Below are 23,581 nucleotides of genomic sequence, written 5' to 3'. Positions count from 1 at the left end.
GGCATTACCATTTACACATTACACTCAATTAAATTGTTTTAACAAAGTCTCAACGCTAGCATTGTGATCCAAAAAAGAAAATAAATGCCAGTACTGGAGTTTGCCTTCTTTATCTAATACGAACTGGGCTGGCAAAGGCGCTCCCAGTGCTTGTCCTACTTGATAGATACGAAAAACTCTACAACTGGGATCGCTTAATAACGGCATTTGTAAGCCTAAATCCCTCACAACAATTTGACTTTGCCGTTCATCGGTACTAGTAATCATTAAAACTTCTATACCGCGATTTTTAAACTGCTCGTAGTTTTCATTTAAAGCTTTGATGTGAGGAAAACAAAAGGGGCAATATTGTTTTTCAGTAAAGATGCGAGTAAAGGCAAGTAACACTGGTTGTTTACCTTTATAATCAGACAATTTTACTAAAGTTCCGTTGGTAATATCTGGCAGTTGAAAATCTGGCGTTCCTACTCCCAACCTGAGTTTGTTTGTCGCTGGAACTGGTAAAAAATTGCGGAAGAATCGCTCATTTAATAAGCCACTAAAATCAGTTGAAGTAAGCATAATACTATTTTGGATTTTGGATTATCAAATAGTTATTGATAATTAATTTTTGGCATTTTATCTGTCACAATCATTGTTAAGATTGGTATATTTTCAACAATGATTATTTAAATACTATTTTATTAAAAAACCACAGATAGATACCGAGGTTGACACTAGTTTAATGTGTATCTCTGTTTATCTGTGGTTTTCGTTGATTTCAACTTCAACAGGATGGATTACAAAATTTAGACAGCAGAGAAGTAGACTTTAGACTTCACTGGGTCAGGATTCATTGTCTTGTCACCAGGTTGCCAACCAGCCGGGCAAACTTCGTCAGGGTGAGACTGAACATACTGAATTGCTTGCAGTGTCCGCAGAGTTTCATCAACGCTGCGACCAAAAGCTAGGTTGTTGATGGTAGCGTGCTGTATAATACCATCTTTATCGATGATGAACAGACCACGCAAGGCAATGCCTGCTGCTGGGTCAAGAACGTTATAAGCGGCGCTAATCTCTTTTTTGATGTCAGAGACTAGAGGATAATTCAGGTCGCCGACGCCACCAGACTTACGATCTGTTTGAATCCAAGCGAGGTGGGAGAATTCACTATCAACAGAAGCCCCAAGGACTTCAGTATTGATTTTCTTAAATTCTTCGTAGCGATCGCTAAATGCTGTGATTTCAGTGGGACAAACAAAGGTAAAGTCTAGTGGGTAGAAAAACAGGACGACATACTTACCGCGATAATCGGAAAGTTTGATTGTCTTAAATTCCTGATCTACCACAGCCGTTGCTGTGAAATCGGGAGCTTGTTGACCAACGCGGAGGCTTCCTTCGGTTCCGTAAATAAGGGACATTAACCTAATTCTCCTTTATCGGTTTAGTAGCGTTGGAATTTGGGCCAAGTAAAACTCACCCATCCACGCTCTCACAGTTTAATTACGATCTGTTACGACTATATCATACTCATAACGATTTTGAGTAGCAAATGCTTGATTTAGATACAAGAGAATGGTTGCTTACCAATGGCTTAGGAAGTTTTGCCAGTGGTACAGTTTCGGATGTCCGCACACGTACTTATCACGGTTGGCTGTTTGCCGCTACAAAGCCTCCTTCTGAGCGGACTCTGCTGTTTTCGCACCTAGAAGCTAGCTTGGAAGTATTAGGGAACGTTGTAGCACTGGGAACAAATTTTTGGGGTAACGGTCAGATTGAGCCGACAGGCTACGAATTGCTACGCTGTTTTGATATTAACCCAGTTCCAAAATGGATTTGGGGTCAAGATAACTGGCAGTTAACCAGACAATTGGTGATGCCCTATGGTTGGGAAGGGAGTAGGGAAAAGAATCATAGTACAGACGCGATTAATCGCGGCTGTGCCCACTCTCGATTTTGCCATCGGACTTTAATCCAATATCGCTACGAGGGAAGTGACACAGCAATTTTACGGCTGCGACTGCTGATAGCAGAACGTAACTTTCACCATCAGCAAACTGCTAATCTAGGATTACAGTTCTCACAATTGCTTGGGGAACAGCAAATCTGTCTGCAAGCAAAAAATTCTAAGAATTTCGGTATACCTTGGCACTTGCGCTGGACACAAGGAAGATATCAAACAGATGCAGTTTGGTATTGGAATTATGGATTGCCTGAGGAGACAAAACGGGGATTAGGCAACAAAGAAGACCTCTACAGTCCTGGTTACTTGATAGTTACACTGCAACCAGGAGATACAGTCACTCTAGAAGCACGAGTAGGTTTTCCCGACTCGACGGCAGGTGTTCTCACTGGCGAAACCTTTGCAGAAGCAGTAGAGGCAGAGCAAAAACGGCTCTCCCAGATTTTTGGATGGAGTCAAGGAGGGGCTGGGGACTGGGGAGTGGGGACTGGGGAAGAGTTTTCTAATACCCAATACCCAATCCCCAATCCCCAATCCCCACTCTGGCAACAACTACTCAAAGCAAGCGATCAGTTTATCGTCTATCGAGCCTCAATTCCAGGCCCTACGGTCATTGCTGGTTATCACTGGTTTAATGACTGGGGACGCGACACATTAATTGCTTTACCTGGGTTGGCACTAGTTCCACGGCGCTTTGACTTGGCAAAAGGAGTATTGCGGACTTTTGGGCATAATTGCCGCCACGGTTTGATTCCTAATGCATTTCTTGATGTCAATGGAGAACCAATTTATAACACTATTGATGCAGCATTGTGGTGGATTGAAACTTTAGGACTTTATTTAGAAGCTACCCAAGACTGGGAATTTTTGGCAGAGCAATTCCCTTTAGTACAGCAAATTTACAAAGCATTTGTTGGTGGTACACATTTCAATATTCAGATGGATGCCATCGATGGATTAGTTAGTTGGGATGCTCTTGGTGTTGCCCTTACCTGGATGGATGTGGTAATTGGCGCATACCCCGTCACTCCTCGTTACGGTAAGCCAGTGGAAATCAATGCACTGTGGTATTCAGCTTTATGTTGGCTGAGTCAGTGGGCAGAACGATTGAGCCAGCTTGAGTTTGGTGAGCCAGTGCGCCTCACGAAGCAAGCACAGCGTTATGCTCAACAAGCAGAACATGTAAAAACCTCGCTGCAAAAATTCTGGAATCCTCAACTGGGTTATTTGTACGATACTATTGAGCCGGACGATCGCCGGAATTTTCAAATTCGTCCCAATGCTGTTTTGGCGCTGTCGCTGCAACATTGCGCCTTTTCTGAACAGCAAGGGTGTCAAGTATTAGATTTGGCAACTTTCAGCTTACTTACCCCCTATGGTCTTCGCAGTCTCGATCCAGGAGATCCCGAATACAAAGGCAGATATGAGGGTAATCAAGAGCAACGCGATCGCGCTTATCACCAAGGCACTGTTTGGGCTTGGCTAATTGGGCCATATATTCGGGCTTGGCAACGTTTTTATCCAGAGCGATCGCTGCCTTTTGATTGGCAACCTTTGCTAGATCACTTCCTATTTGACGCTTGTCTTGGTTCTATTTCTGAGATTTTTGATGGCGATGCTCCTCACAAACCCAGAGGTGCGATCGCTCAAGCTTGGTCAGTTGCCGAAGTCATCCGCCACATTAAATAGTGCTGAATATAATTTTCTTGACCAAGGAACTTCTAACCTGCTGAAAATATCGGCTGCTTACATCTTATTATCAAGAACATGAATCTACCAATCAACTCATGAGCGAGGAACGAGAAAGAGCCGATAATGATTCCCCGTGGAAAGAAATCCTAGAAGCTTACTTCCCACAAGCAATGCAATTTTTCTTTCCGCAAACAGCAGCACTAATTAATTGGGAACGTCCTCACGAGTTTCTTGATAAGGAATTTCAACAAATAGTTCGGGAAGCAGAACTTGGTAGAAGATATGCAGATAAATTGGTCAAAGTCTGGCAAATTCAAGGAGAGGAAATTTGGCTGTTGATTCATGTCGAAATTCAGGCAAAATCGGAAGATAATTTTGCTCAAAGGATGTTTTCCTACAACCTGCGAATTTTTGACAAATTTGCTAAACCAGCCATTAGCCTAGCAATCTTGTGCGATGCTGACTCGACTTGGAGACCAAATCAATACAGTTATAATTATCCCGATTGTGGTCTGCATTTTAGATTTGGAACCGTCAAACTGCTCGATTATCAAAATCGATGGACAGAGTTAGAAAACAGCAATAATCCCTTTGCGACGGTGGTAATGGCACATTTGAAAACCCAGCAAACTACTAAACAGTTGGGAGAAAGGAAAACGTGGAAATTTAGTTTAATTCGGCGATTGTATGAACAAGGGCTGCAAGAAAGGGATATTCGTAATCTCTATCGTTTTATCGATTGGGTTATGATTTTACCAAAAGGATTAGAAGCAGAATTTTGGCAGGAGTTTAAACAATTCGAGCAGGAGCGTACCATGAGTTACATTACCACAGGCGAGCGCATTGGCTACGAGCGAGGTAAGGAAGAAGGACAACAGGAACAAGCACAAACACTTATACTACGACAGCTACAAAAACGGGTAGGTGAGTTACCACAGCAGGTTCGAGAACAGATTCAGGGTCTTTCTCTAGAACAATTGGAAGCACTGGGTGAGGCTTTGTTAGATTTTAGTGCGATCGCTGATTTGCTCAACTGGCTACAAACTCATCAAACGTTCCCTTAATGCAACTGCGAAACTAACAGTTGTACAACTTAATCCGTTTTTATCTGCACAACTTTTAGATATTGTTTTACCATATCCAGGGCAAGTCACCCCTGCCCAGCAACCTGATAAAATTCCAGACAAAACTAAATATACAAGCAAAATTCCTAGTTTACTTTTTGAGGTAACTCTTAATATGCTTTGAATCATAATGTGAGAAAAATTTTGATCCATAAATTAGAAAAGAGTTAACGAAAATTCAGGCTTTTGCGCTAATCACAAATTAAAACTTTGAATCAAATTATGAGTGAGAGTTGAAATTCTGAATCATAACTAGAGAATGAGTTGAAAAAACACAATTGGATAAAACTTGCACAAAAAATCCCTGAAAAAATTGCTCTAACTTAAACTTTCAATTCAAAATATGGTTCAAATGCCCATGTTATGGTTCAAAACCTTTGTTTTAGTAGATATCTGAGTAAAAATAAAATATTTCATTGTCCAAGCGATCGCTTAACAACAGAGCGATCGCCTACTCAAATCGTACTGAACTAATAATGATAATCAAGCCGGAGTATTGATACGAACATCCCTCTTATCAGTCTTTTTATACCCTACACGATAATCATTATTAGTAAAAAACTCGAATACTAAAAGTGAACTATAAACTGGATACTCATTTCTGAAGCATATCATAAGTTAAAATCTCATTTTTTAGTTCAAATCACACTTAATAAGTTTATTAAGTTATTAAATATCTTCATAAAGTTTATGTATAGACTAATCGCATATTAAGTGTGATTAGCTCAGAAATATAAGGGTATTTTTACTTAAAATATGTATTAAATTAAGCATAGTCATTTCATAGTCAAAAGAGCCTTATATAAAAATACAACTCTCTAGTACTATTGATAACTAGAAGCTGAAACCCTTATATTATCCTTCTTTTAAAATGGCTCAGGTCGGAGTTGAACCAACGACCCCAGGCTTATGAGTCCCGTGCTCTAACCAACTGAGCTACTGAGCCATATCTTTCCAAATCATTAACTAATATAGCATATAAATTTGCTAAAGGATAGCCTTTTTTGCAATTTTTTTACAGCTTTCATCTCCGTTGAAGTAATAGAAAGCAAAAGAGGGAGTTTACCTCCCTCAACTAACAAGGCAATGATTTAGTTACAGATAGCCAGGAATTACACGCGTTGCTGTGGTAGGAAGGCTATTGGGTTAACAGCACCCTTACCTGATGGATGAATTTCAAAGTGGGTGTGTGGCCCGGTACTGTGACCAGTGCTACCCATTAAAGCAATTGTTTCTCCTTGATGCACCTGTTGACCAGGTTGTACCAGAATTTTGCTGTTATGAGCGTAGCGAGTCGTGCTGCCATCAGGATGGCGGATTTCGACAAGGTTCCCGTAACCACCGTTGTTCCAGCCAGCTTTTTCTATCGTACCCTCAGCTGAGGCGACAACAGGCGTGCCAGTGGAGTTAGCAACGTCAATTCCCTTGTGCGGTCTTCCCCAACGCATACCAAAGCCAGAAGTGAGAGTACCCTTTGCTGGCCAGGTGTAAGCTATGGTTGAAGTAGATGGAGGAGGCGTAAGTTCGTCAACAGGTCTGGGCAGATATTGATCAACTGCTGCCAAAGATGGTAGTACCTGTGGTGTAACTGTCCTTCCCCGCATCATTCCTAAGGAGTCAGAGGCATTTACTCTTCCAGAGGGCGTTGCAACTTTTACCTTTATGGCAGATGGCGTGCTAGAAGGAGTCCACTGACTAGCAGACCCTAGATTAGGTAAGAATTCTGGGTTTGCTACCTCGCTAGGGCGCACAGAAGTACGGAATTGGGGTTTAATTGGCTGAACGCTATAGTTACTCCGAATCGGTGTAGGAACTGGAATTTGGATTGCTACACTATTGGGTCGAGCCGCATTGGGTACAGTGAAATTATTAGGGGTAGAAATAGGAGTGAGCATTGCAGCATTATTAGTTTCAGAAGCTGCTGCTGACACAACTGAGTTACCAGACTGTTGAGTGCGATATTTCTGCTGTAACCTCTGAATTTCCGCTTGTAAGCTCCGCAAACGGTCATTATTGTTATTGTTGACCCTTGCTACCCTATTTGTTGGTGCTTTAAACTGTTGTATTTCGGCAAAAGTTTGTGGCACTTGATTTTCACCACCGACGCCATAAGAAGTAGGGGTAGGGGCTTTTTCTAAGTTGGTCGCACTATTTGCCTGAACCTGAACAGTTACCGGTGTAGGGACGGTAATGTTACTGTTGTCGGCAATAGCTGGTGATTGTGAACTAGGTAAATATGAGTTGGCACTACCAATATTTATAGGGGAGTTGTCTATTTTTGGAGCTTTGCTGGACTCTACAAAAGTAGTGCTCGCTACAATGGGGTTACTTGCTACAGTTGCCTCCATTTGAACAGCAGGAATAATTAGTTGTTGACTAATTTTCAGTTCATTTGGATCATTGAGGTTATTTGCCTTGACTAGTTCTGATACGGAAGTGTTATATCTGCTGGCGATCGCTGCTAGTGTATCTCCAGGCTTAACTTCGTAAGATGTTCGAGTCGAGGACGCAATAACTGTTGGTGTAGCTAGTGGTTTTAGTGCAGTCGTCTGTGTCTTCTGTTTTAACTTCGATATCAGCTTCGCTTTGCTTGCATCGCCAGAAGTGTCCGACTGGGCTAATACAGTCTTCTCAACTACAGTTGTTGGCTGTGCCAACCCCATATCAGCTTGTGATAAATCTTTAGTCTCCCCAGACCGCAACTGTGCCAGACTGTTTCTTAAACGGTTCGATTTTTCTTGTAAACGATTCAGTGCGAACTCTTGTTGCGCCTTAAGTTGTGCATTTATTTCACTGTTGGCTGCGGTTGACGTTGCCACTGTTTGTGGCTGGGCAGTTGATGCATTTGCAATACCAACACCATCAGCACTAGACTCAGACAGATTATTGACTGTTGGGAAACTAGCCTCAGCTAAGGTATTACTTAATCCCTGTGCCACTTGGGGGTTCAGGTAAGTGGAATTTTTATAAACTGCTGTTCCTTGAGAAAACCTTTCTGATGCAGGAACTTGCAAAGACATTCCCTTTGCCGCGACTTGCCATTTAGCTTCAAGCCCAGGCACTTGTGAGACTGCCGTTGGTTCCACAATAACAGGATTTTCCGGCACGCTCGCTGATGAGACTGCTTGGGACTCCAGCTTTGTGGAGGCAAATTTCACCTCAGTGTCAGGAATAGCAGGAATTGTTGAGGTTGCCTTTTGGCTCCCTACAGGCACTGCTGCTTGGGCTTGATCGCTTTGTCGAGTCACCAAAAGGCTGGTTGCTCCCATAGAGATTGCCAAGCCAATCATGGCGGCTTTTGTCCGCACCCGGCGGTTAACTTTTGGATTTATCACATTTAGCAGTTCTACCGGGGCATCATCGCTGCTGGGGTTATTGTTCAACACAGCTTTCACTCTCTTTTTCAATGCTCGTTTCAAAGACGACCTCCTAATGATCACTAGCGCTTAACTGACCTCGATTTTTCAGTTGGATACTAGTAAATGATTTAGATCACAACGAATGATAGATCAAGATCACATTCACCAGAGATGCTTACGCAAGATTAACCTGCTTCTCTGATTTAAACAAGTTCACACGTATTAGCAAAACTTAAATTTTGCTGTGTTTACTTGTCCGAACCACTCCTCACACCACTTAGGACGTTTTACTTTTTACCATTGTCCGCCATTGTCTTGCGTCAATCGCGGGGACTGGACAAACTATTTGCCAAGTCCATAGTCGCTGCCGAGAATTAAATTGCTGCGACTTCTGGAAAAGTGATGCCCCCCACTGTAGATATCTTCAAGATATTTCTACCCAATCAGTCTTCTCAACACGAGACTTTACGTTGATTATTCCCTAAAAAACAACCGTATGATCTATCGGCTACTTTGGGGCTACTTTCTAACGTTGCTCGAACTAAAATGGCTGAAATGTCTAATTTGACTGGATTTAGCTTTTTTTACCCCCAATTTAGGATGCTTCAGATTCATCAAAATCTATCATTCAAATTTGGCAATATCCCAAGTTTTATATACAGATTTCTTATAATAACCTTCGTATCCTTGTAAGTATCTTCCACTACAATTTCGGAAAAGAACTAATTTTAGGTATCTTGTTTTACATATTATTCCAGTAATTTAGAAAACTTTTACTGCCACAAATCGTTTGTCTAATAGATACTTAGGATTTTTATAAGTATATATACTTATAAAAATGATGTAAATAACTATTGTAAATAGCCTAGCTGACGACGGGTTTCAAATAAGCTAATTGCTACACTTACTGAAAGATTCAAGCTGCGAACCCCCGGTTGGCTCATAGGAATATACAGAGTAGCATCGCAATCAGACAAAATTTCTGGTGGTAAGCCAGTAGTTTCACTACCAAACAGCAACCAATCATCTGGTTGAAACTGAAAACTGACGTAATTACAACTTCCACGGACACTAAAACCTAACCATCTGCCTCCACGCTGCTGATGTAAGGTTTTAAAGGCTTCTAGCGATTCGTGATAGTGCAGTTGAACGTAAGACCAGTAATCTAATCCGGCTCTTTTGAGGTAGCGATCGCTAATTTCAAATCCCAAAGGCCCCACCAAATGCAACTCTGTACCCGTAGCAGCACAAGTACGGGCAATATTACCTGTATTAGGAGGAATTTGTGGGTTAACTAAAACTACCTGGGGCATTGACCGTATAATCTACGTATTGTATAAAAAAATTTCTTGTCAATGTTAAATCTACCAAAGGGTAGAGGCGATTCATAGGTTTTGTTAATAATAATCAAACATCCTCCATTAATTAGATTTTTAAAACGAAGCCCAAGCGCTTCCAGAGCAATGTCTAAGAGGATGTTTAGTTAAAATCAGTAAATATTAAGTTTTGTGTAGAAATAAAAAGAGCTTGTGTCCTTTAAGGCTAGTACCGCAAGGCGGAAGTCGGCCCTTGCGGGGAAGTCAAAAGTCAAAAGTCACGCATAATTGTATTCCGAGCTTCTTGCGCCATTTGAAATGGTATGTTTATTTCCGCGTTTGTTGTACTAGTAGTCTGTCCCATTAATTTTGCGGAGTAAATCAGTTTTTAAATTTCTCTTCTTTACTCTTCCTTTGTGTACTTCGTATTTTCTCTGCGAGACGGACTCGCATTCGCGGTTCGTTCTCTTAACCTTCATAATTAATGGGACAAACCACTACCCCCTGCCAAACACACTGCCAAGGGCACGCGCCATATTTTGCGGTTGCATTGCATCCATTGCGGCGGTGGGTTCGTAGCCGCAGTGAACCATGCAATCGGCACACTTGGGATTACCACTGTTCTGGCCGTATTGACTCCAGTCAGTTTGTGCCACTAATTCCTTGAAGGTAGAGTAATAACCTTCGTTTAGCAGATAGCAAGGTTTTTGCCAGCCGAGAACGCTATAACTAGGGCTACCCCAAGGCGTGCATTCGTAGTCCTTTTCACCTGTGAGAAAATCTAAGAACAGGGGATTGTGATTGAAGTTCCAGTTCTTTTCACCAGCTTTGTAAGGAGCCAGAATTTGCCGGAAGAGGGTGCGTGTTTGTTCTCGGTGGAGAAAATGATCTTGATCTGGTGCCCACTCGTAACTGTAACCGGGAGAAATCATCATCCCGTCAGTATTTAGCGTTTCTAGAAAGTCGAAGAACTCTTGCATATCTTTGGGTTGGGTACCCTCAAAGATAGTGGTGTTAGTGGTGACACGAAAGCCTTTAGCTTTAGCGGCACGAATGGCTTTGACAGCAATATCAAAAACACCTTTGCGATCGACACACTGATCGTGCAACTCCCGCATCCCATCTAAATGGACGCTAAAAGTCAGGTAAGGGGAAGGTTGAAACTTATCCAGGCTCTTTTCTAACAACAAGCCATTGGTACACAAGTAAATATACTTCTTGCGCTCAATTAATCCCTGAACAATCTCATCAATCTGGGGATGTAGAAGCGGTTCTCCCCCCGGAATTGAAACAACCGGTGCGCCACACTCTTCCACTGCGGCAAAGCACTGTTCTGGGGTGAGATTTTGCTTTAAAATTTCCTTTGGATGTTGGATTTTACCACAACCAGTACAGGCCAGATTACACCGAAAAAGAGGTTCCAACATCAATACTAAGGGGAAGCGTTTACGTCCTTTCAAACGCTGGGTAACAAGATACTTCCCAATATCCATAGCTTGTTGTAGATTAACTGCCATTCTATTACTCCTCTGTTATCAAAACACCACGTTCTCAACCCCAATATTGATCTGTGGGGTCTTTAATTTTGAATTTTGAATTTTGAATTTTGAATTCCCCAGAGGGGTTGACATACCCCTGAGCAACAAACCAATTCACGGCATCCTTGAGTGCCACCTTTAGCGGAGATTGAGGTAGACCCAACTCTCGTACAGCCTTGGCGGCATTGTAATACATAGGTTGTTTCGCCATCCGAACGCCATCCAATGGCACTGAGGGCGATTTACCCAAGGGTGCGAGAATGTTTTCATCAACCCAGGCAACACTAAAAGGGAGCCAAGCGGGTACTGTTCGTTGAGGTGCTATTAGACCTGTGATATCGGCGAGTTGTTCGAGTAGTTCCTTGAGGCTTAGGTTTTGATTACCTAAGATATAGCGATCGCCTGATTTACCCCGTTGCAAAGCCAGTAAATGTCCCCATGCCACATCCCGCACATCGATAAAATTTAAACCAGTATCTAAGTAAAAGGGCATTTGCCTACGCAAAAACCGCAGAATTATATCACCTGTCGGGGTAGGTTTGATATCCAACGAGCCAATTGGGCTGCTGGGATTGACAATAACTACCTCCTGACCTTTAGCAAAGGCTTGTATGGCTTCTTGTTCAGCGAGAAACTTAGACTTTTTGTAGTCACTCACCAACTTTTCTAAGGGACTCTGATGTGTTTCATCCACAACTTCCCCAGATGATCCTACCCCAATTGCCGCTACTGAACTGGTATAAACCGTGCGCTCAATGCCAGCTTTGCGGGCTGCTGCTAACACATTGCGCGTACCCAGAACATTGTTATGGTAGAGTAACTCCCGGTCTGTTTGCCAGAGGGAATAATGGGCTGCCACATGAAATAGATATTGACAACCTCTCATCTGTTGCCAGAGATTTGGATCGTTCAAATCGCCTTTGACAATTTCCACCTCCAAACCGCGTAGATTCTCCAAATTGCTGCTTGAGCGTACCAGGGCTTTGACATCATATCCCTGTTGTAGTAACAACCGTACTAAGTGGGCGCCAATAAAGCCCGTACCCCCAGTGACAAAAACTTGCATCAACTTCTTTCTCTCGTGCGAAATCGGGGAAACCAATCGTCTAAAATTGCGTAGACTACCGGCACAACTATCAAACTGAGGATAGTTGAAGTCACCAGTCCACCTGCGATCGCTACAGCCATCGGCGATCGCAATTCTGAACCAGCACCAAAACCTAATGCGATCGGTAGCATCCCTAAAATAGTGGAGGCAGTGGTCATCATAATTGGTCTGAGGCGCACTAGTCCGGTGTTGAGGATTGCCTCAGTGCGGTCTAAGCCAGCGTTGCGTAATTGATTGATGTAATCCACCAGTAAGATGGCATTTTTATTTGCCAGCCCCAGCAAAAACACAAAACCGATCAGTGAGATCATGCCAAAGTCGCTTTTGGTAATTAGTAATGCCAACATTGCCCCCACTAGCGCTAAAGGCAAAGAGACACCAATCACCAGAGGGTCTACCCAGCTTTTGAACAGCAAAATTAGTACTATGACAATACACAGAGCAGATAGAGCTAAAGTACTGCCAAAACTGTTAAAAACCTTACCTTGGCTAGCAGAGTCTCCTCCTAAATTTAAGGAAACATTAGGGGGTAACACCGCCTTAGCTTCAGCTACCACTTTGTCAGTAGCATCACCCAAGGATAAATCCTTGCCAAGATTAGCACTGACGTAAGCCACGCGCTGATTATTCAGACGCTCGATTTGAAAAACTGTACCCTGTGGATTCGTTTCACCTGTAACTGTGACATCAGCGAATCCCGGTAGTCTCTGAATTCTCTCTTTAATTGCTTTGACTGCTTTGCTTAAGGCTTGGAGATCATTACCGCGTAAAGCTATCTGGAGGGGTTTTTGACCGCCAGAATCAACAAATTGAATATCTTCGACACTAGTAGTTACTCCAGAAAGAGTAGGTAATGAGGAGCGGAATTGGTCTTGTAGTTCGGCAGTTGTGATTGTGCGGTCTTTTTTAAGCTTTACATATAGTATCCCTTTGTTCGGCTCACCCTCACGGGAACCAACAGTGGTAAATACCGTTTCTACTGCCGGTGATTTTCTTACAACCTCTTCTAATTTCTTTGCAACCTCAAGAGAATCGTTCAAGGGATTGGGGATTGGGAATTGGGGATTGGGCACTAGCGATTGGGATGAGGGAATTAATTTTTCTCCCCCTGCTGCCCCTGCTCCCTTACTTGCCAAATCGGGGATACTCGGTAAAGGAGCCGTATAAGCAATATTAAATTCACCGCGATCGAGTTTAGGAATAAAGCCTTTGGGAATTAGTGGAATCAGTGCTATACCTGCGATAAAGCTGAGTACAGCTAATCCGATAACTATCTTGCGGTGATTCAAAGACCAACTCAGCAAGTTTCTGTAAAATTGGCTAAACGCTACCGATATATTTGCTTCTCGACGCGGGGAGAGCGAGGATTTGGGTTTCAGCCAGTAGATAGCTAGGACTGGAGATAAAGTCCGAGCAACTAGCATAGAAGCGAGCATCGCGGCTGAAACAGTAATACCGAAAGGCTTGAAGAACTGACCGATTACCCCGCCCATCAAACCTATGGGCAGAAAAACCGCTACTGCTGTTAAAGTGGCGGCGGTGACTGTCAACCCAATTTCATTTGTAGCTAAAAGCGCTGCTTGGCGAGGAGTTTCCCCATCATCTACGTGTCGCATGATGTTTTCCACATCAACGATCGCATCATCAACAATACTACCAATCACCAAAGCTAAAGCCAGCAGGGTAATTGTTTCCAGGTTAAAGCCGAAAATCGCCATGACGATAAACGTCGCCAACAAAGACGTAGGAATCGCCAAGGCAGAGATTAGAGTGGCTCGCCAATTCCATAAAAAAGGAAAAATTACCACTATCGACAACAAGATTGCTTCCATCAGCGCATCAATTGTTGACCTAGTGGCTTGGCGGATATATTCTGCTTGAGTAGAAGCTAAAGTGAGTTTGACATCCTTCAGGCTAGACCGCAGCCTTTGGACTTCTTTTTCAACTCGACTCACTACTTCCAAAGTGTTAGCATTGCCACGTTTGATTACCTGAAATGCGAGTGCATCTTGCCCATTAAATCGGACTAATGTTGCCCCTGCTTGGGGAATAGCTGCACTCGCATTCAATGGATTTACGGGAGGAGTTGCAGTAGCACCACCCAACAGCGAGACTTTTAGAACTCCTGGCAGTTTAGCGATCGCACTCACAATCTCGTCTTTCGCCAACTCTGTCAAATCTGTAAGATTCCGTGTGGAACTCTCAATGGCATAACTAATGGCGGCTGATTCATTTAAATTCAGGGGAATAATTTTAGAAGTCGCCCCTTGAGGTAGAGTCAACTGCTTGAGGGCAGTTTCAACTTTTTTGGTCGATGTTTCTAAATTCGTCCCAACCGCGAAAGAAAGGGCAACGGCTGTTTGACTAGGATAAGTGGATGAGCGAATATTCTCCAGTCCTTCTAGGGAGCGGAGGCGTTCTTCCAGGGGTTTAGTGAGCTTTGCTTCTGTATCCAGGGCAGTTGTCAGGGGGGCTGTAGCATTCACAACCACCACTGGAAATGTAATATCTGGAAACAAGGCATACTTGAGGGAACTGAAAGCCAGAACACCAGCTACTGTTACGGCAATCCAAAAACTCACTGTCAGCCACGAAAATTGAATCGCCAATTTAGAAATATTGAAGACTTCTCGTGCGGATTTGGAGTTATGAAGCTTTACCATCTTGGAAAATTATCGTGTGGGTGACACAATTATTTAGTCATGCTACAGCAATCACCTTCGGTTTGCGAGTTTTGGTTAGTACTAAACAGCAATATTACTTATTGTCACTCAGATATGACCCAATCTTTAATACAAAAAGAAACATCCTTGAGTTAATACCCAAACGTAAACTTGAAACTGTCGAGAGGGCTAGTGCCTAATTTTTTGCCCATTACCACAATTCTGGTACCTCAGGGAGCAGAATAGTGCGATTCGTTGGATAGTGAATCACGGTAATCAATCCGTAAATAACTAACCCAGCCTGACAGCAGATTACTGTCGCCAAAGGCTGAACTCTCGGTCAGATGCAGGTGCAAGTCCTGCCATTCAGACTCAGAATTGACTCCTCATCTGCCCACACCGAACAAGCTCGGTTCTTGTAGAGTGAAGCTGGGAACAGGGCGCAATCAGACGACCGTTGCGGGTTGACACTGGCGCTAATAGGGAGTTCCTACGATGAAACAGAGCCTAGAAAAGCGACTTACTCCCAGGCAGGGCGCAACCAAAAAACCCCTGACCCCACTGGAGTCTATTCCCGCCGAATACTTACTCTAATATCGGCAAGAGTCCAGGGAATCCAGTAGTCGAAATGGCTGCATCTAACGGAACAATCAATCTCTCCGAGGGAACGAATAAAAACGAGTTGTGGGTCTAGGGGCTTTCGTTCCCCAAGTAGCCCAGACGAGCGGAGGAATCCCCACAATTCGGGTAGGACAGACCGTAATTGGTCTGAGGTGTTCAGAAAATACAAACTCTAGAAGAGAAAATGATTAGACACAGTTATAAAACTAGTGAATCTTGGAGAGCTTTACCGTGGAAGAAATTCCGCCGTAACCTTTTCCGCCTTCAAAAGCGCGTATTTAAAGCTGTTCAAGTTGGAGACAAGCGGAAAGCTCGGTCACTCCAAAAGCTTATTCTTAAATCCACCTCGGCTCGATTTCTTGCAATAAGACTTGTATCTCAGCTAAACGCTGGTAAAAAGACGGCTGGTATTGATGGGAAGAAATCCCTCTCATTTGAAGAACGCTTCAAACTTGAAGAACTACTGAAAATGAACAGTGGAAATTGGAAGCATCAAGGACTAAGGGAAATCCCCATCCCCAAAAAGGACGGGACTACCAGAATGCTCAAGATACCGACCATCGCGGATAGAGCTTGGCAATGCCTAGCAAAATATGCACTCGAACCAGCACACGAAGCCACTTTCCATGCTAGGAGCTATGGGTTTAGAACTGGGCGCTCTGCCCATGATGCACAAAAGTACATCTTTGAAAATCTTAAATCCACATCCAATGGAATAGAAAAACGAGTAATTGAACTCGATATTGAAAAGTGCTTCGATAGGATTAACCACTCAGCAATAATGGACGAACTCATTGCCCCTTTTGGCTTAAAACTCGGAATATACCGATGCCTCAAGGCAGGGGTAAATCCAGAATTCCCAGAACTTGGAACCCCACAAGGGGGAGTGGTCAGCCCATTACTAGCTAATATTGCGCTCAACGGAATTGAGAGTATCCACAGACACCACGTTCAATATAGAGATGGTAAAAGGATTACACCTAAAACATCGGCAGAAAGAATTGCCGAGCCATCAATCCGATACGCGGATGACATGGTTATTATACTCCGACCCGAAGATGATGCAACAGAGATACTTGAAAGAATCAGCGAGTTCCTCCGCAAACGCGGAATGAATGTAAGCCAAAAGAAAACCAAAGTTACCGCCGCGACAGATGGGTTTGATTTCCTCGGCTGGCACTTCAAAGTCCAGAAAAACGGAAAGTTCAGATGTAGCCCCTCAGTGGACAACTTCAAAGCTTTTCGTAAGAAAGTAAAATACATCGTCAACAACTCGAATTATGGTGCTACCACAAAGGCTCTTGAATTAGCCCCGGTAGTTAGAGGTTGGAGGAATTACCATAAGTTCTGCAAGATGGACGGGTCTAGAAACTCGCTATACCACATCGAAACAAGAGCATACAGGGTATTTAACAAGGAAACCAAACAAAACCGCTACTCTAGCAAGAAGTTACTAGACAAGGGATTCCCAGCAGTTTCCTACTCCGAAAATAAACACGTCTCAGTCAAAGGATTAAAATCCCCCTATGACGGAGATATAGCCTACTGGAGCGAACGTAATAGTATGCTCTACGAGGGCGAAACTTCTATTGCTCTTAAGAAGCAAAACCATAGATGTGCTTCCTGCGGCTTAAGGTTCATCAATGAAGAACGGGTTCACCTGCATCACATCGATGGAAATCACGCCAACTGGAAGAAAAACAATCTGGAAGCAATTCATGAGAGTTGCCACGATTATAAACACATGAGCAAAGGCGCAAGCTAAGAACATCGGGAGCCGTGTGCAGTGAAAGCTGCACGCACGGATCTAACTGAGAGGTGCGGGGAATAATATCCCCCATCGACTCAACCTAAAGCTGTCTGTCGCGGATTAAGCGGCGTTACTGGTTCTATCCCAACGGTAGTAGCCATACCTGTCGGGATGAAGCCTTTACTTAAATACCTACAACAAGGACAATTTTTAGGGACTTCCAGAGTGCTGATTATGGGTATCTGTGGCAGCTTGAGCGATCGCTATACAGTTGGTGATATTGTTTTGTATCAAGATTGTATTTATCAAGGGAAGCGGCTAGAGTGCGATCGCACTTTCACAGCACAATTACACTCAGCACTCAGTACAGACGCGATTAATCGCGTTTCTCCCCACTCCCTACCCAATTTAGTCAAGTCACTGACAAGCGATCGTGTAATTTGGTCTGCTGCCGAAAAACGTCGTTTAGGTGAGATGGCGGCTGATGTTGTTGATATGGAAGGATTTACCGCCCTAGAGTTTTTCAATGCAGCTGGAGTTGCAGTGGCAATGCTGCGAGTAGTCAGCGATGATTGTCAGCACAATATCCCTGATCTCACACCAGCAATTAACTCTGATGGTTCCCTAAATCCTTTGCCTTTAGCGATGGGAATGCTTCGACAGCCCCTTGCTGCTACTCGGCTGATTCGAGGTTCATTAACAGCATTAAAGGTGTTAAAGCAAGTTACGAATCGCCTCTTTTCTGGCAATAGATTGTAGTAATAAGTATTAGACGACTAGAAGCCGCTACTACATAAACAAAGTCCACCTCCGTGGACTAAAACAAAATCAAAGGTTTGCTAATCTGCGGAGGCAAATTTTGTCTCATGTAGTCAAGCTAGTGCGACTTATTGCTGCCAGGACTACTGCTTTTGGGAATGGAAAGGACAACCCCCTGCGGTTAATTTTTGAAGAAAGACATTATTATCAAAATAATGCTCTAAAGATTCAATCTTCAAATCATCACTCACGCGAGCAATGCTAATTCCTACGATTTCTATTGTTTCTCCTGTAGGTGCATAGTCTTTATAAGAACCATTAAATGTTCCCCAATGCCGCCACTTAAAAGTAACATTAGGTGGCCCCGAAAGGACTTCTGTTAATTCCCAAAGGAAGCCATTAGGAAAAGCATTATGAAAAACCTGAAATGAAGATTCAAAGGTTTCTGTTTCAGAGCTATATTGCTCACTTTCACCCAGGAAGAGATTATAAGTACCTTCGACTGCAACATCCTGAGCAGTGTATTGTTGCCCTCCATTGGTACTCATCTTAAACTTATCAGTAACAATAGAAAGCCACTGTTGAGGATTAGATTTATTAGAAGCTTCCATCTCAAAATTTCGGACTAAGTTTTGTGCGATCGCTTCTAAAGAACCTTCTGGATGCTGAAATTTACTTTCTTGATGAAGAAATTCATTGGTATAAGAATAATCCGGGCGTTTTCCTTCTCGCCATTGTACTTCTTCATCATGAGCAATGACTATATCTCTATCTTGTAACCAGAGCGGTAATTCTGTAGTTTTTTTGCTACTCATACAAGTTGACTGGCTATAAACATCGTTTCTCAGAATAAAGTTTTATGGATACAAGTCAGTCAAAAAATATATAAAACTAAAAAATATTTATCATTAACTTAAAAAAGTTGACTTTTTGCACAAATCTAAATAATGCCAATTATCTAATACCAATTCGCAATTCGCTTTTTCGCCCATTCGTAATCAAGAAACTTAGATACAGCAAGACTTTCCTGATTTACATCTGTTGCCTCATTTTGGAGAATTGGTATAAGAGGCTGCACAAAATCAGGCTTGTCCAGGCTTGAAGCTTAACCTGTATCACAAAATGAGAATAAAGAGGGGTCAAAAACTAGTTTTGAACCTCAGTATGCTTTCAAAATTCAAGCCGGAATCCTATATTTGCTTTGATATTACATAAAAACAAACTAATAAATATTAATAAAATAACAATCAATCCAGTTACGTATTAATGCTGAAGTTACTTAAAAAATAATTTTTACACAAACTTTATCGTTATATATATCAACTAGAAAACTAAATTGGGAAGCATAATATATAACCTGATCAGGGTTGGGTTACATGAGAGCTAATTTCACTAGAGAATAAAAAATCCTTTTTTGTCAGGATAGCTCGGAACTAATTAGCCAATTATCAAATATTATTTATGAACCTCAATCACAAGCTCTACCTCTACTCGTTCCTAGCTAATTTCAGATGGCTCAAGAAAAGTTACACCGCTAAAATCATGTTGGTGGCATTTTTGGGCACTCACGTACCACTTTTGACCTTACTTTTGAGTTTCGTTATCTCAAACTCCTATTCTTTAGAGATGGCGGCGCGAGTTATGATTATTGCTCTGTTAGCGACGTTAGTGGGTACGGCTATCACCCTCTATGCGCTAAACCATCTCCTCAAACCGGTCATTTTGACATCTGCTACATTGCAAAATTATCTGAACACCAAAGCTCTACCTGAATTGCCCACAGAATTTGCTGATGAAGCGGGTACATTGATGGCGGATACCTCACAAACTCTTCACAAATTAGATGAGTTAATTCACTACATCACTAATTATGATGACCTGACTGGATTACCCAATCGTGATTTATTCTGCGATCGCCTCCGTGAAATTCTATCCCAACCTGAAAACAACCAGCGCCTGGTAGCTGTCTTTTTGCTAAGTATTGATGATTTCACTGGGATAAGTCATGGGTTGGAGCATGAGGCAATAAATTTGTTGTTAAGAGCAGTTGCCCAGAGGTTATCAACCTGCATGGCACAAACAGATATTCTTGCCCATTTGAGCAAAGATGAATTTGCCCTTGTCCGAACAGAAATTCATTCTTTTGAAAGTGTGATTAAGCTATCTCAGGTGCTGTTGAGTACCCTGAGCAAACCTTTTTCTGCTGGGGATAACTTGATTCATATCACTGCCAGCATTGGGATTACAATTAATGACCTAAATGAGCGCAATAGCGTAGACCAACTTTTGCAACAGGCTCATATAGCACTTTACCAGGCAAAGCAGCAAGGGCGTAGCCAATACCAATTCTATTCGCCAGAAATTAATACTCAGTTGCAGGAGCGACTGACATTAGAAAATGAATTACATGGGGCGCTTGAGCGCAACGAAATGGTGGTTTATTATCAACCTCTGATTGATTTACATAGCGGACAAATTACAGCTGTGGAAGCGTTGATTCGCTGGCAGCATCCTACTTTAGGCATGATTTCGCCAGCAAAGTTTATTCCGATTGCAGAAGCCAATGGTGCGATCGTACAAATTGGCGAATGGGTTTTGCGAACTGCTTGCGCCCAAAACCGTGCTTGGCAGCTTGCTGGATTTACCCCAATTAGGATGTCTGTGAACCTGTCATCTCGACAGTTTGAACAACCGTATCTGGTTGAGATCATCAATCAAATTCTTGAAAAAACTGAACTCCAAGCATCCGATCTGGAACTGGAAGTAACAGAAAGCTTCTTAATGGGTAACATTGAGCGATCAGTCAAAACCTTAAAACAATTACGAGAACTCGGTATATGGTTGGCTCTAGACGACTTCGGCACTGGTTATTCCTCCCTGAGCTACTTGAAGCGGTTTCCTGTGAATATACTGAAAATTGATCAGTCATTTGTGCAAGATGTCGTGTCCAATCCTGATAGCGCTGCCGTCACCGATGCCATTATTGCCCTCGCAAAAAGCCTCCGGTTGAGTATCACGGCAGAGGGAGTAGAAACCCAAGAACAGCTTGACTACCTGAAAATGCAGGGATGTGACGAAGGACAGGGTTACTACTTCAGCCGTCCTGTCCCTGCTGATGTAATTGCCCCTATGTTGCAGAAAATTTCTCAGCATATTGAGGCAATTGCACTATAGGTGGATGCCTAAGCCAAAGAGTCACCCGAATACGGTTCTGATAAGTAATCTTCATCTTGCTTGTGCTTAGGGAAAAGGTAAAGGATGTCTTCAAAACCTTTTCCTTTTCCCTTTCAGCCGTTTCACCTTAATTTTGATAGAAATGTCACGGGTAAAACTTACCACCCCCACTAACGTATGCAATCATGATTGGCAATAGAGAGGTAGTGAGAGTTACTTGGGATGCTGCCAATATTACCAATAACCGCACCTTTACAGACGGACACCACTACCGTTAGAAAGATTAAAATCTCTTAACCTTTCGTTACACTAAAGACATCGAGAAGGACGAAAGTAAACCTCTCGAAGCTGAAATCAAAGGTGAACGACATGAATGGCACAATTCGCGTTGGTAATCTCTTCGGAATTCCCTTCTATATCCATCCGTCATGGTTTTTAGTTCTAGGTTTAGTAACTTGGAGCTATAGCAGTGGACTGGCGGCACAATTTCCCCAATTGTCTGCGGGATTAGCTTTGCTACTGGGATTGATGACAGCGCTGATGTTATTTGCCTCTGTCGTCGCCCATGAATTAGGCCACAGTTTTGTTGCGATTCGTCAGGGTATTGATGTCAAATCTATTACTCTGTTTATATTTGGCGGTTTAGCTAGTTTAGAAAAAGAGTCAAAAACCCCAGGTGAAGCTTTCTGGGTAGCGATCGCCGGGCCCTTAGTTAGCTTACTCTTGTGCGGTATCGTTACAGCTATTGGTGTTACTACTACTGCATCAGGGCCGTCAGCTGCAATTCTAGGTGTTTTAGCTTCTGTTAACTTGGCATTAGCCCTGTTTAACCTGATTCCTGGCTTGCCATTAGATGGCGGAAATATACTGAAAGCTTTGGTTTGGAAAATTACAGGCAATCCTTATAAAGGTGTGACCTTTGCTAGTAGAGTTGGGCAAATCTTTGGTTGGGTAGCAATTCTTTCAGGTGTACTTCCCCTAGTCTTATTTGGCAGCGCCGGTAACTTCTGGAACTTGTTAATTGGTTTCTTCTTGTTGCGAAATGCTGGTAATTCGGCTCAATTTGCTAGAGTGCAAGAAAAACTCACAGGTTTGACTGCTGAAGATGCTGTAACTCATGATAGCCCGATTGTATCTGGTAATCTTACCCTAAGAGAGTTCGCCGATGAGCGAGTTATAAGTGGGCAAAACTGGCATCGGTTCTTGGTGACTGATGATGATGGACAATTAGTAGGTGCGATCGCTATTGATAATTTACGAACCATCCCAACAGCACTGTGGTCACAAACTCAAGTAAAAGAAGTCATGCAACCAATTACCGAATCTACCACAGTTCAATCCGATCAACCTTTGTTGGAAGTCATGCAGTTACTCGAACAACAAAAGCTATCTGTGCTTACTGTGATTCGTGAGAATGGTGCCTTAGTTGGAATCTTACAAAAAGCTGCAATTATCCAGCTACTTCAAAGCCGAACCCAACCTAACCCTGCATAGTTAAACTGATTGCGGCAAAGATTCCCCCACCAAATTTTTAATTATGGTGGGGGAATCTTTGCAGTTTTCTTACTCTTTACTGGGAAAAAGTTTTTGAAATTTGATGGTGGGTAATGAGTATTTCGGAATGCGTAGGCGCAACCCGCCCCCTGGTTTTATTGCAAATTAACTCATCCCACGGCTTTTTATGAAAACATGGCTTTGCTAGTTTCCATAAAAAGCCGTGGGGAAATCGAATCATTGGTCATTAGAAAGTCGTGTCTCTCCCTGTGCCTATGGCGTTACTGCTAGTAAGCTGTTCAACATTAGTAATTGCAGAACTACTCAAGGGTGACTCACCCACAAAACCTGTGGCTCCGAATAGGACATCATTGTTTGAAGCAATGCTACCCAAGGACAGAACTTGGATGTTGTCAACTATTAGTGCCGAATCAACACTAGCATCGCCAACATCTACAACCCCAAAATTTAAAGTGTAGGTTCCAGTTTGAGCAATGCCAACAGAAATAGTTTGAAACCCTGTTTCTTGACTAAAATTGACGGCTGAAGTGCCGAAAAAACCGCTCGAATTAGTATCTGCTAATTCCAAAGCAAAAGGACTGACGCCAAAAAACGCAAAATCGTTGAAAGAAGATGGAGTTGCCTCATTAGTCAAGAAGTTCCAATCAAAAGTCAAGACATCGCCAGCATTGGCTGTAAAAGTTTGTTTAATTGCAGAACCTTCTGTCGCATCTCCATTACCTAGATTATCCAACAGACCAGATGAGAAATTGAGAAATTCTTCCAAATCTGATTGCTCAACTGAACCCCCAGAAGCGCTAGCACCAGTGGTAAGTAAGGCTTGAAAAGTGCCTTCGCTAGTACCAGTTCCCAAAGCTGCTGTCTCAATCCTGGTATCACCGATAGTTCGCCAATTGCTGAAAGTACCAACCTCAAAATTGCCGTTGACAACTGTCATCTACTTCTCTCCATGACTTGATGTAATTCAATGAAATCATGTAACTAATAGTAAATTATAATACTAATTTTATTTAGGCAATC

At 42.7% G+C, this 23,581-nt stretch carries 15 protein-coding genes and 1 tRNA gene; 6 read left to right on the top strand and 10 right to left on the bottom strand.

Features of this window, described 5'->3' with window-relative positions:
• Positions 1–24 precede the first annotated feature (24 nt).
• Both CDC33_RS21205 and CDC33_RS21200 read right to left on the bottom strand, forming a co-directional pair.
• Positions 25–561, bottom strand: a complete 537-nt coding sequence (locus tag CDC33_RS21205) for a peroxiredoxin family protein (RefSeq protein ID WP_109010495.1) — start codon at positions 559–561, stop codon at positions 25–27.
• A 227-nt stretch (positions 562–788) separates the two neighbouring features.
• Positions 789–1,400: a peroxiredoxin gene (locus CDC33_RS21200; protein WP_109010494.1), complete on the bottom strand. Its 612-nt coding sequence runs from the start codon at positions 1,398–1,400 to the stop codon at positions 789–791.
• Positions 1,401–1,531: 131 nt separating this feature from the next.
• On the opposite strand from CDC33_RS21200, the gene CDC33_RS21195 reads away from it, so the two are divergent.
• Both CDC33_RS21195 and CDC33_RS21190 read left to right on the top strand, forming a co-directional pair.
• Entirely contained in the window at positions 1,532–3,631 is a 2,100-nt protein-coding gene (locus CDC33_RS21195) for an amylo-alpha-1,6-glucosidase (RefSeq protein ID WP_109010492.1), read from the top strand.
• Positions 3,632–3,729: 98 nt separating this feature from the next.
• Positions 3,730–4,698 carry a DUF4351 domain-containing protein gene (locus CDC33_RS21190; RefSeq protein WP_109010491.1) on the top strand — a complete coding sequence of 323 codons (969 nt, stop codon included), beginning with the start codon at positions 3,730–3,732 and terminating at the stop codon, positions 4,696–4,698.
• 932 nt (positions 4,699–5,630) lie between these two features.
• On the opposite strand, the gene CDC33_RS21180 is transcribed toward CDC33_RS21190, so the two are convergent.
• From CDC33_RS21180 to CDC33_RS21155, 6 genes are all read right to left on the bottom strand, one after another.
• Positions 5,631–5,704: transfer RNA gene (locus CDC33_RS21180), tRNA-Met, on the bottom strand.
• 166 nt (positions 5,705–5,870) lie between these two features.
• Complete coding sequence (locus tag CDC33_RS21175; protein ID WP_109010488.1) at positions 5,871–8,177, bottom strand: peptidoglycan DD-metalloendopeptidase family protein; 2,307 nt, start codon at positions 8,175–8,177, stop codon at positions 5,871–5,873.
• A gap of 791 nt (positions 8,178–8,968) precedes the next feature.
• The gene (locus CDC33_RS21170; RefSeq protein ID WP_109010487.1) at positions 8,969–9,430 is read right to left on the bottom strand and encodes a tRNA (cytidine(34)-2'-O)-methyltransferase; all 462 of its coding nucleotides are present in this window, start codon (positions 9,428–9,430) and stop codon (positions 8,969–8,971) included.
• 500 nt (positions 9,431–9,930) lie between these two features.
• Complete coding sequence (gene hpnH / locus CDC33_RS21165) at positions 9,931–10,950, bottom strand: adenosyl-hopene transferase HpnH (RefSeq protein ID WP_109010485.1); 1,020 nt, start codon at positions 10,948–10,950, stop codon at positions 9,931–9,933.
• A gap of 34 nt (positions 10,951–10,984) precedes the next feature.
• The gene (hpnA, locus tag CDC33_RS21160; RefSeq protein ID WP_244919302.1) at positions 10,985–12,037 is read right to left on the bottom strand and encodes a hopanoid-associated sugar epimerase; all 1,053 of its coding nucleotides are present in this window, start codon (positions 12,035–12,037) and stop codon (positions 10,985–10,987) included.
• Positions 12,037–14,742 carry an efflux RND transporter permease subunit gene (locus CDC33_RS21155; RefSeq protein WP_109010484.1) on the bottom strand — a complete coding sequence of 902 codons (2,706 nt, stop codon included), beginning with the start codon at positions 14,740–14,742 and terminating at the stop codon, positions 12,037–12,039. Before CDC33_RS21155 ends, hpnA begins: the two co-directional genes overlap by 1 nt.
• Before the next feature lie 805 nt (positions 14,743–15,547).
• Between CDC33_RS21155 and CDC33_RS21150 the strand changes: the two genes are divergently transcribed.
• Together CDC33_RS21150 and CDC33_RS21145 are read left to right on the top strand one after the other, a co-directional pair.
• Complete coding sequence (locus CDC33_RS21150) at positions 15,548–17,128, top strand: group II intron reverse transcriptase/maturase (RefSeq protein WP_109010482.1); 1,581 nt, start codon at positions 15,548–15,550, stop codon at positions 17,126–17,128.
• A gap of 156 nt (positions 17,129–17,284) precedes the next feature.
• Positions 17,285–17,872, top strand: a complete 588-nt coding sequence (locus CDC33_RS21145; RefSeq protein ID WP_369694336.1) for a 5'-methylthioadenosine/S-adenosylhomocysteine nucleosidase family protein — start codon at positions 17,285–17,287, stop codon at positions 17,870–17,872.
• 143 nt (positions 17,873–18,015) lie between these two features.
• On the opposite strand, the gene CDC33_RS21140 is transcribed toward CDC33_RS21145, so the two are convergent.
• On the bottom strand, positions 18,016–18,687 hold the full coding sequence (locus tag CDC33_RS21140) for a nuclear transport factor 2 family protein (RefSeq protein WP_109010479.1): 672 nt from the start codon (positions 18,685–18,687) through the stop codon (positions 18,016–18,018).
• A 646-nt stretch (positions 18,688–19,333) separates the two neighbouring features.
• Here CDC33_RS21140 and CDC33_RS21135 point away from each other — a divergent pair.
• Positions 19,334–21,046 (top strand): putative bifunctional diguanylate cyclase/phosphodiesterase, encoded by a 1,713-nt coding sequence (locus CDC33_RS21135; RefSeq protein ID WP_109010478.1) that lies wholly within the window; start codon positions 19,334–19,336, stop codon positions 21,044–21,046.
• A gap of 369 nt (positions 21,047–21,415) precedes the next feature.
• Positions 21,416–22,540, top strand: a complete 1,125-nt coding sequence (locus CDC33_RS21130; protein ID WP_109010477.1) for a site-2 protease family protein — start codon at positions 21,416–21,418, stop codon at positions 22,538–22,540.
• 247 nt (positions 22,541–22,787) lie between these two features.
• Here CDC33_RS21130 and CDC33_RS21125 read toward each other — a convergent pair whose 3' ends face one another.
• Positions 22,788–23,498 (bottom strand): PEP-CTERM sorting domain-containing protein, encoded by a 711-nt coding sequence (locus CDC33_RS21125; RefSeq protein ID WP_109010475.1) that lies wholly within the window; start codon positions 23,496–23,498, stop codon positions 22,788–22,790.
• Positions 23,499–23,581 lie beyond the last annotated feature (83 nt).

The sequence above is a fragment of the Nostoc commune NIES-4072 genome (assembly GCF_003113895.1).
GTDB lineage: Bacteria > Cyanobacteriota > Cyanobacteriia > Cyanobacteriales > Nostocaceae > Nostoc > Nostoc commune.
This window is presented reverse-complemented; position numbering and strand designations above follow the sequence as displayed.

What these genes read in the sequence shown, in the direction of transcription:
- CDC33_RS21170 (WP_109010487.1), bottom strand. Translation starts at nt 9,430, where the DNA reads ATGCCCCAGGTAGTTTTAGTTAACCCACAAATTCCTCCTAATACAGGT.
- hpnA (WP_244919302.1), bottom strand. Translation starts at nt 12,037, where the DNA reads ATGCAAGTTTTTGTCACTGGGGGTACGGGCTTTATTGGCGCCCACTTA.
- hpnH (WP_109010485.1), bottom strand. Translation starts at nt 10,950, where the DNA reads ATGGCAGTTAATCTACAACAAGCTATGGATATTGGGAAGTATCTTGTT.
- CDC33_RS21140 (WP_109010479.1), bottom strand. Translation starts at nt 18,687, where the DNA reads ATGAGTAGCAAAAAAACTACAGAATTACCGCTCTGGTTACAAGATAGA.
- CDC33_RS21205 (WP_109010495.1), bottom strand. Translation starts at nt 561, where the DNA reads ATGCTTACTTCAACTGATTTTAGTGGCTTATTAAATGAGCGATTCTTC.
- CDC33_RS21200 (WP_109010494.1), bottom strand. Translation starts at nt 1,400, where the DNA reads ATGTCCCTTATTTACGGAACCGAAGGAAGCCTCCGCGTTGGTCAACAA.
- CDC33_RS21155 (WP_109010484.1), bottom strand. Translation starts at nt 14,742, where the DNA reads ATGGTAAAGCTTCATAACTCCAAATCCGCACGAGAAGTCTTCAATATT.
- CDC33_RS21150 (WP_109010482.1), top strand. Translation starts at nt 15,548, where the DNA reads ATGATTAGACACAGTTATAAAACTAGTGAATCTTGGAGAGCTTTACCG.
- CDC33_RS21125 (WP_109010475.1), bottom strand. Translation starts at nt 23,498, where the DNA reads ATGACAGTTGTCAACGGCAATTTTGAGGTTGGTACTTTCAGCAATTGG.
- CDC33_RS21135 (WP_109010478.1), top strand. Translation starts at nt 19,334, where the DNA reads ATGAACCTCAATCACAAGCTCTACCTCTACTCGTTCCTAGCTAATTTC.
- CDC33_RS21195 (WP_109010492.1), top strand. Translation starts at nt 1,532, where the DNA reads ATGCTTGATTTAGATACAAGAGAATGGTTGCTTACCAATGGCTTAGGA.
- CDC33_RS21190 (WP_109010491.1), top strand. Translation starts at nt 3,730, where the DNA reads ATGAGCGAGGAACGAGAAAGAGCCGATAATGATTCCCCGTGGAAAGAA.
- CDC33_RS21145 (WP_369694336.1), top strand. Translation starts at nt 17,285, where the DNA reads ATGAAGCCTTTACTTAAATACCTACAACAAGGACAATTTTTAGGGACT.
- CDC33_RS21130 (WP_109010477.1), top strand. Translation starts at nt 21,416, where the DNA reads ATGAATGGCACAATTCGCGTTGGTAATCTCTTCGGAATTCCCTTCTAT.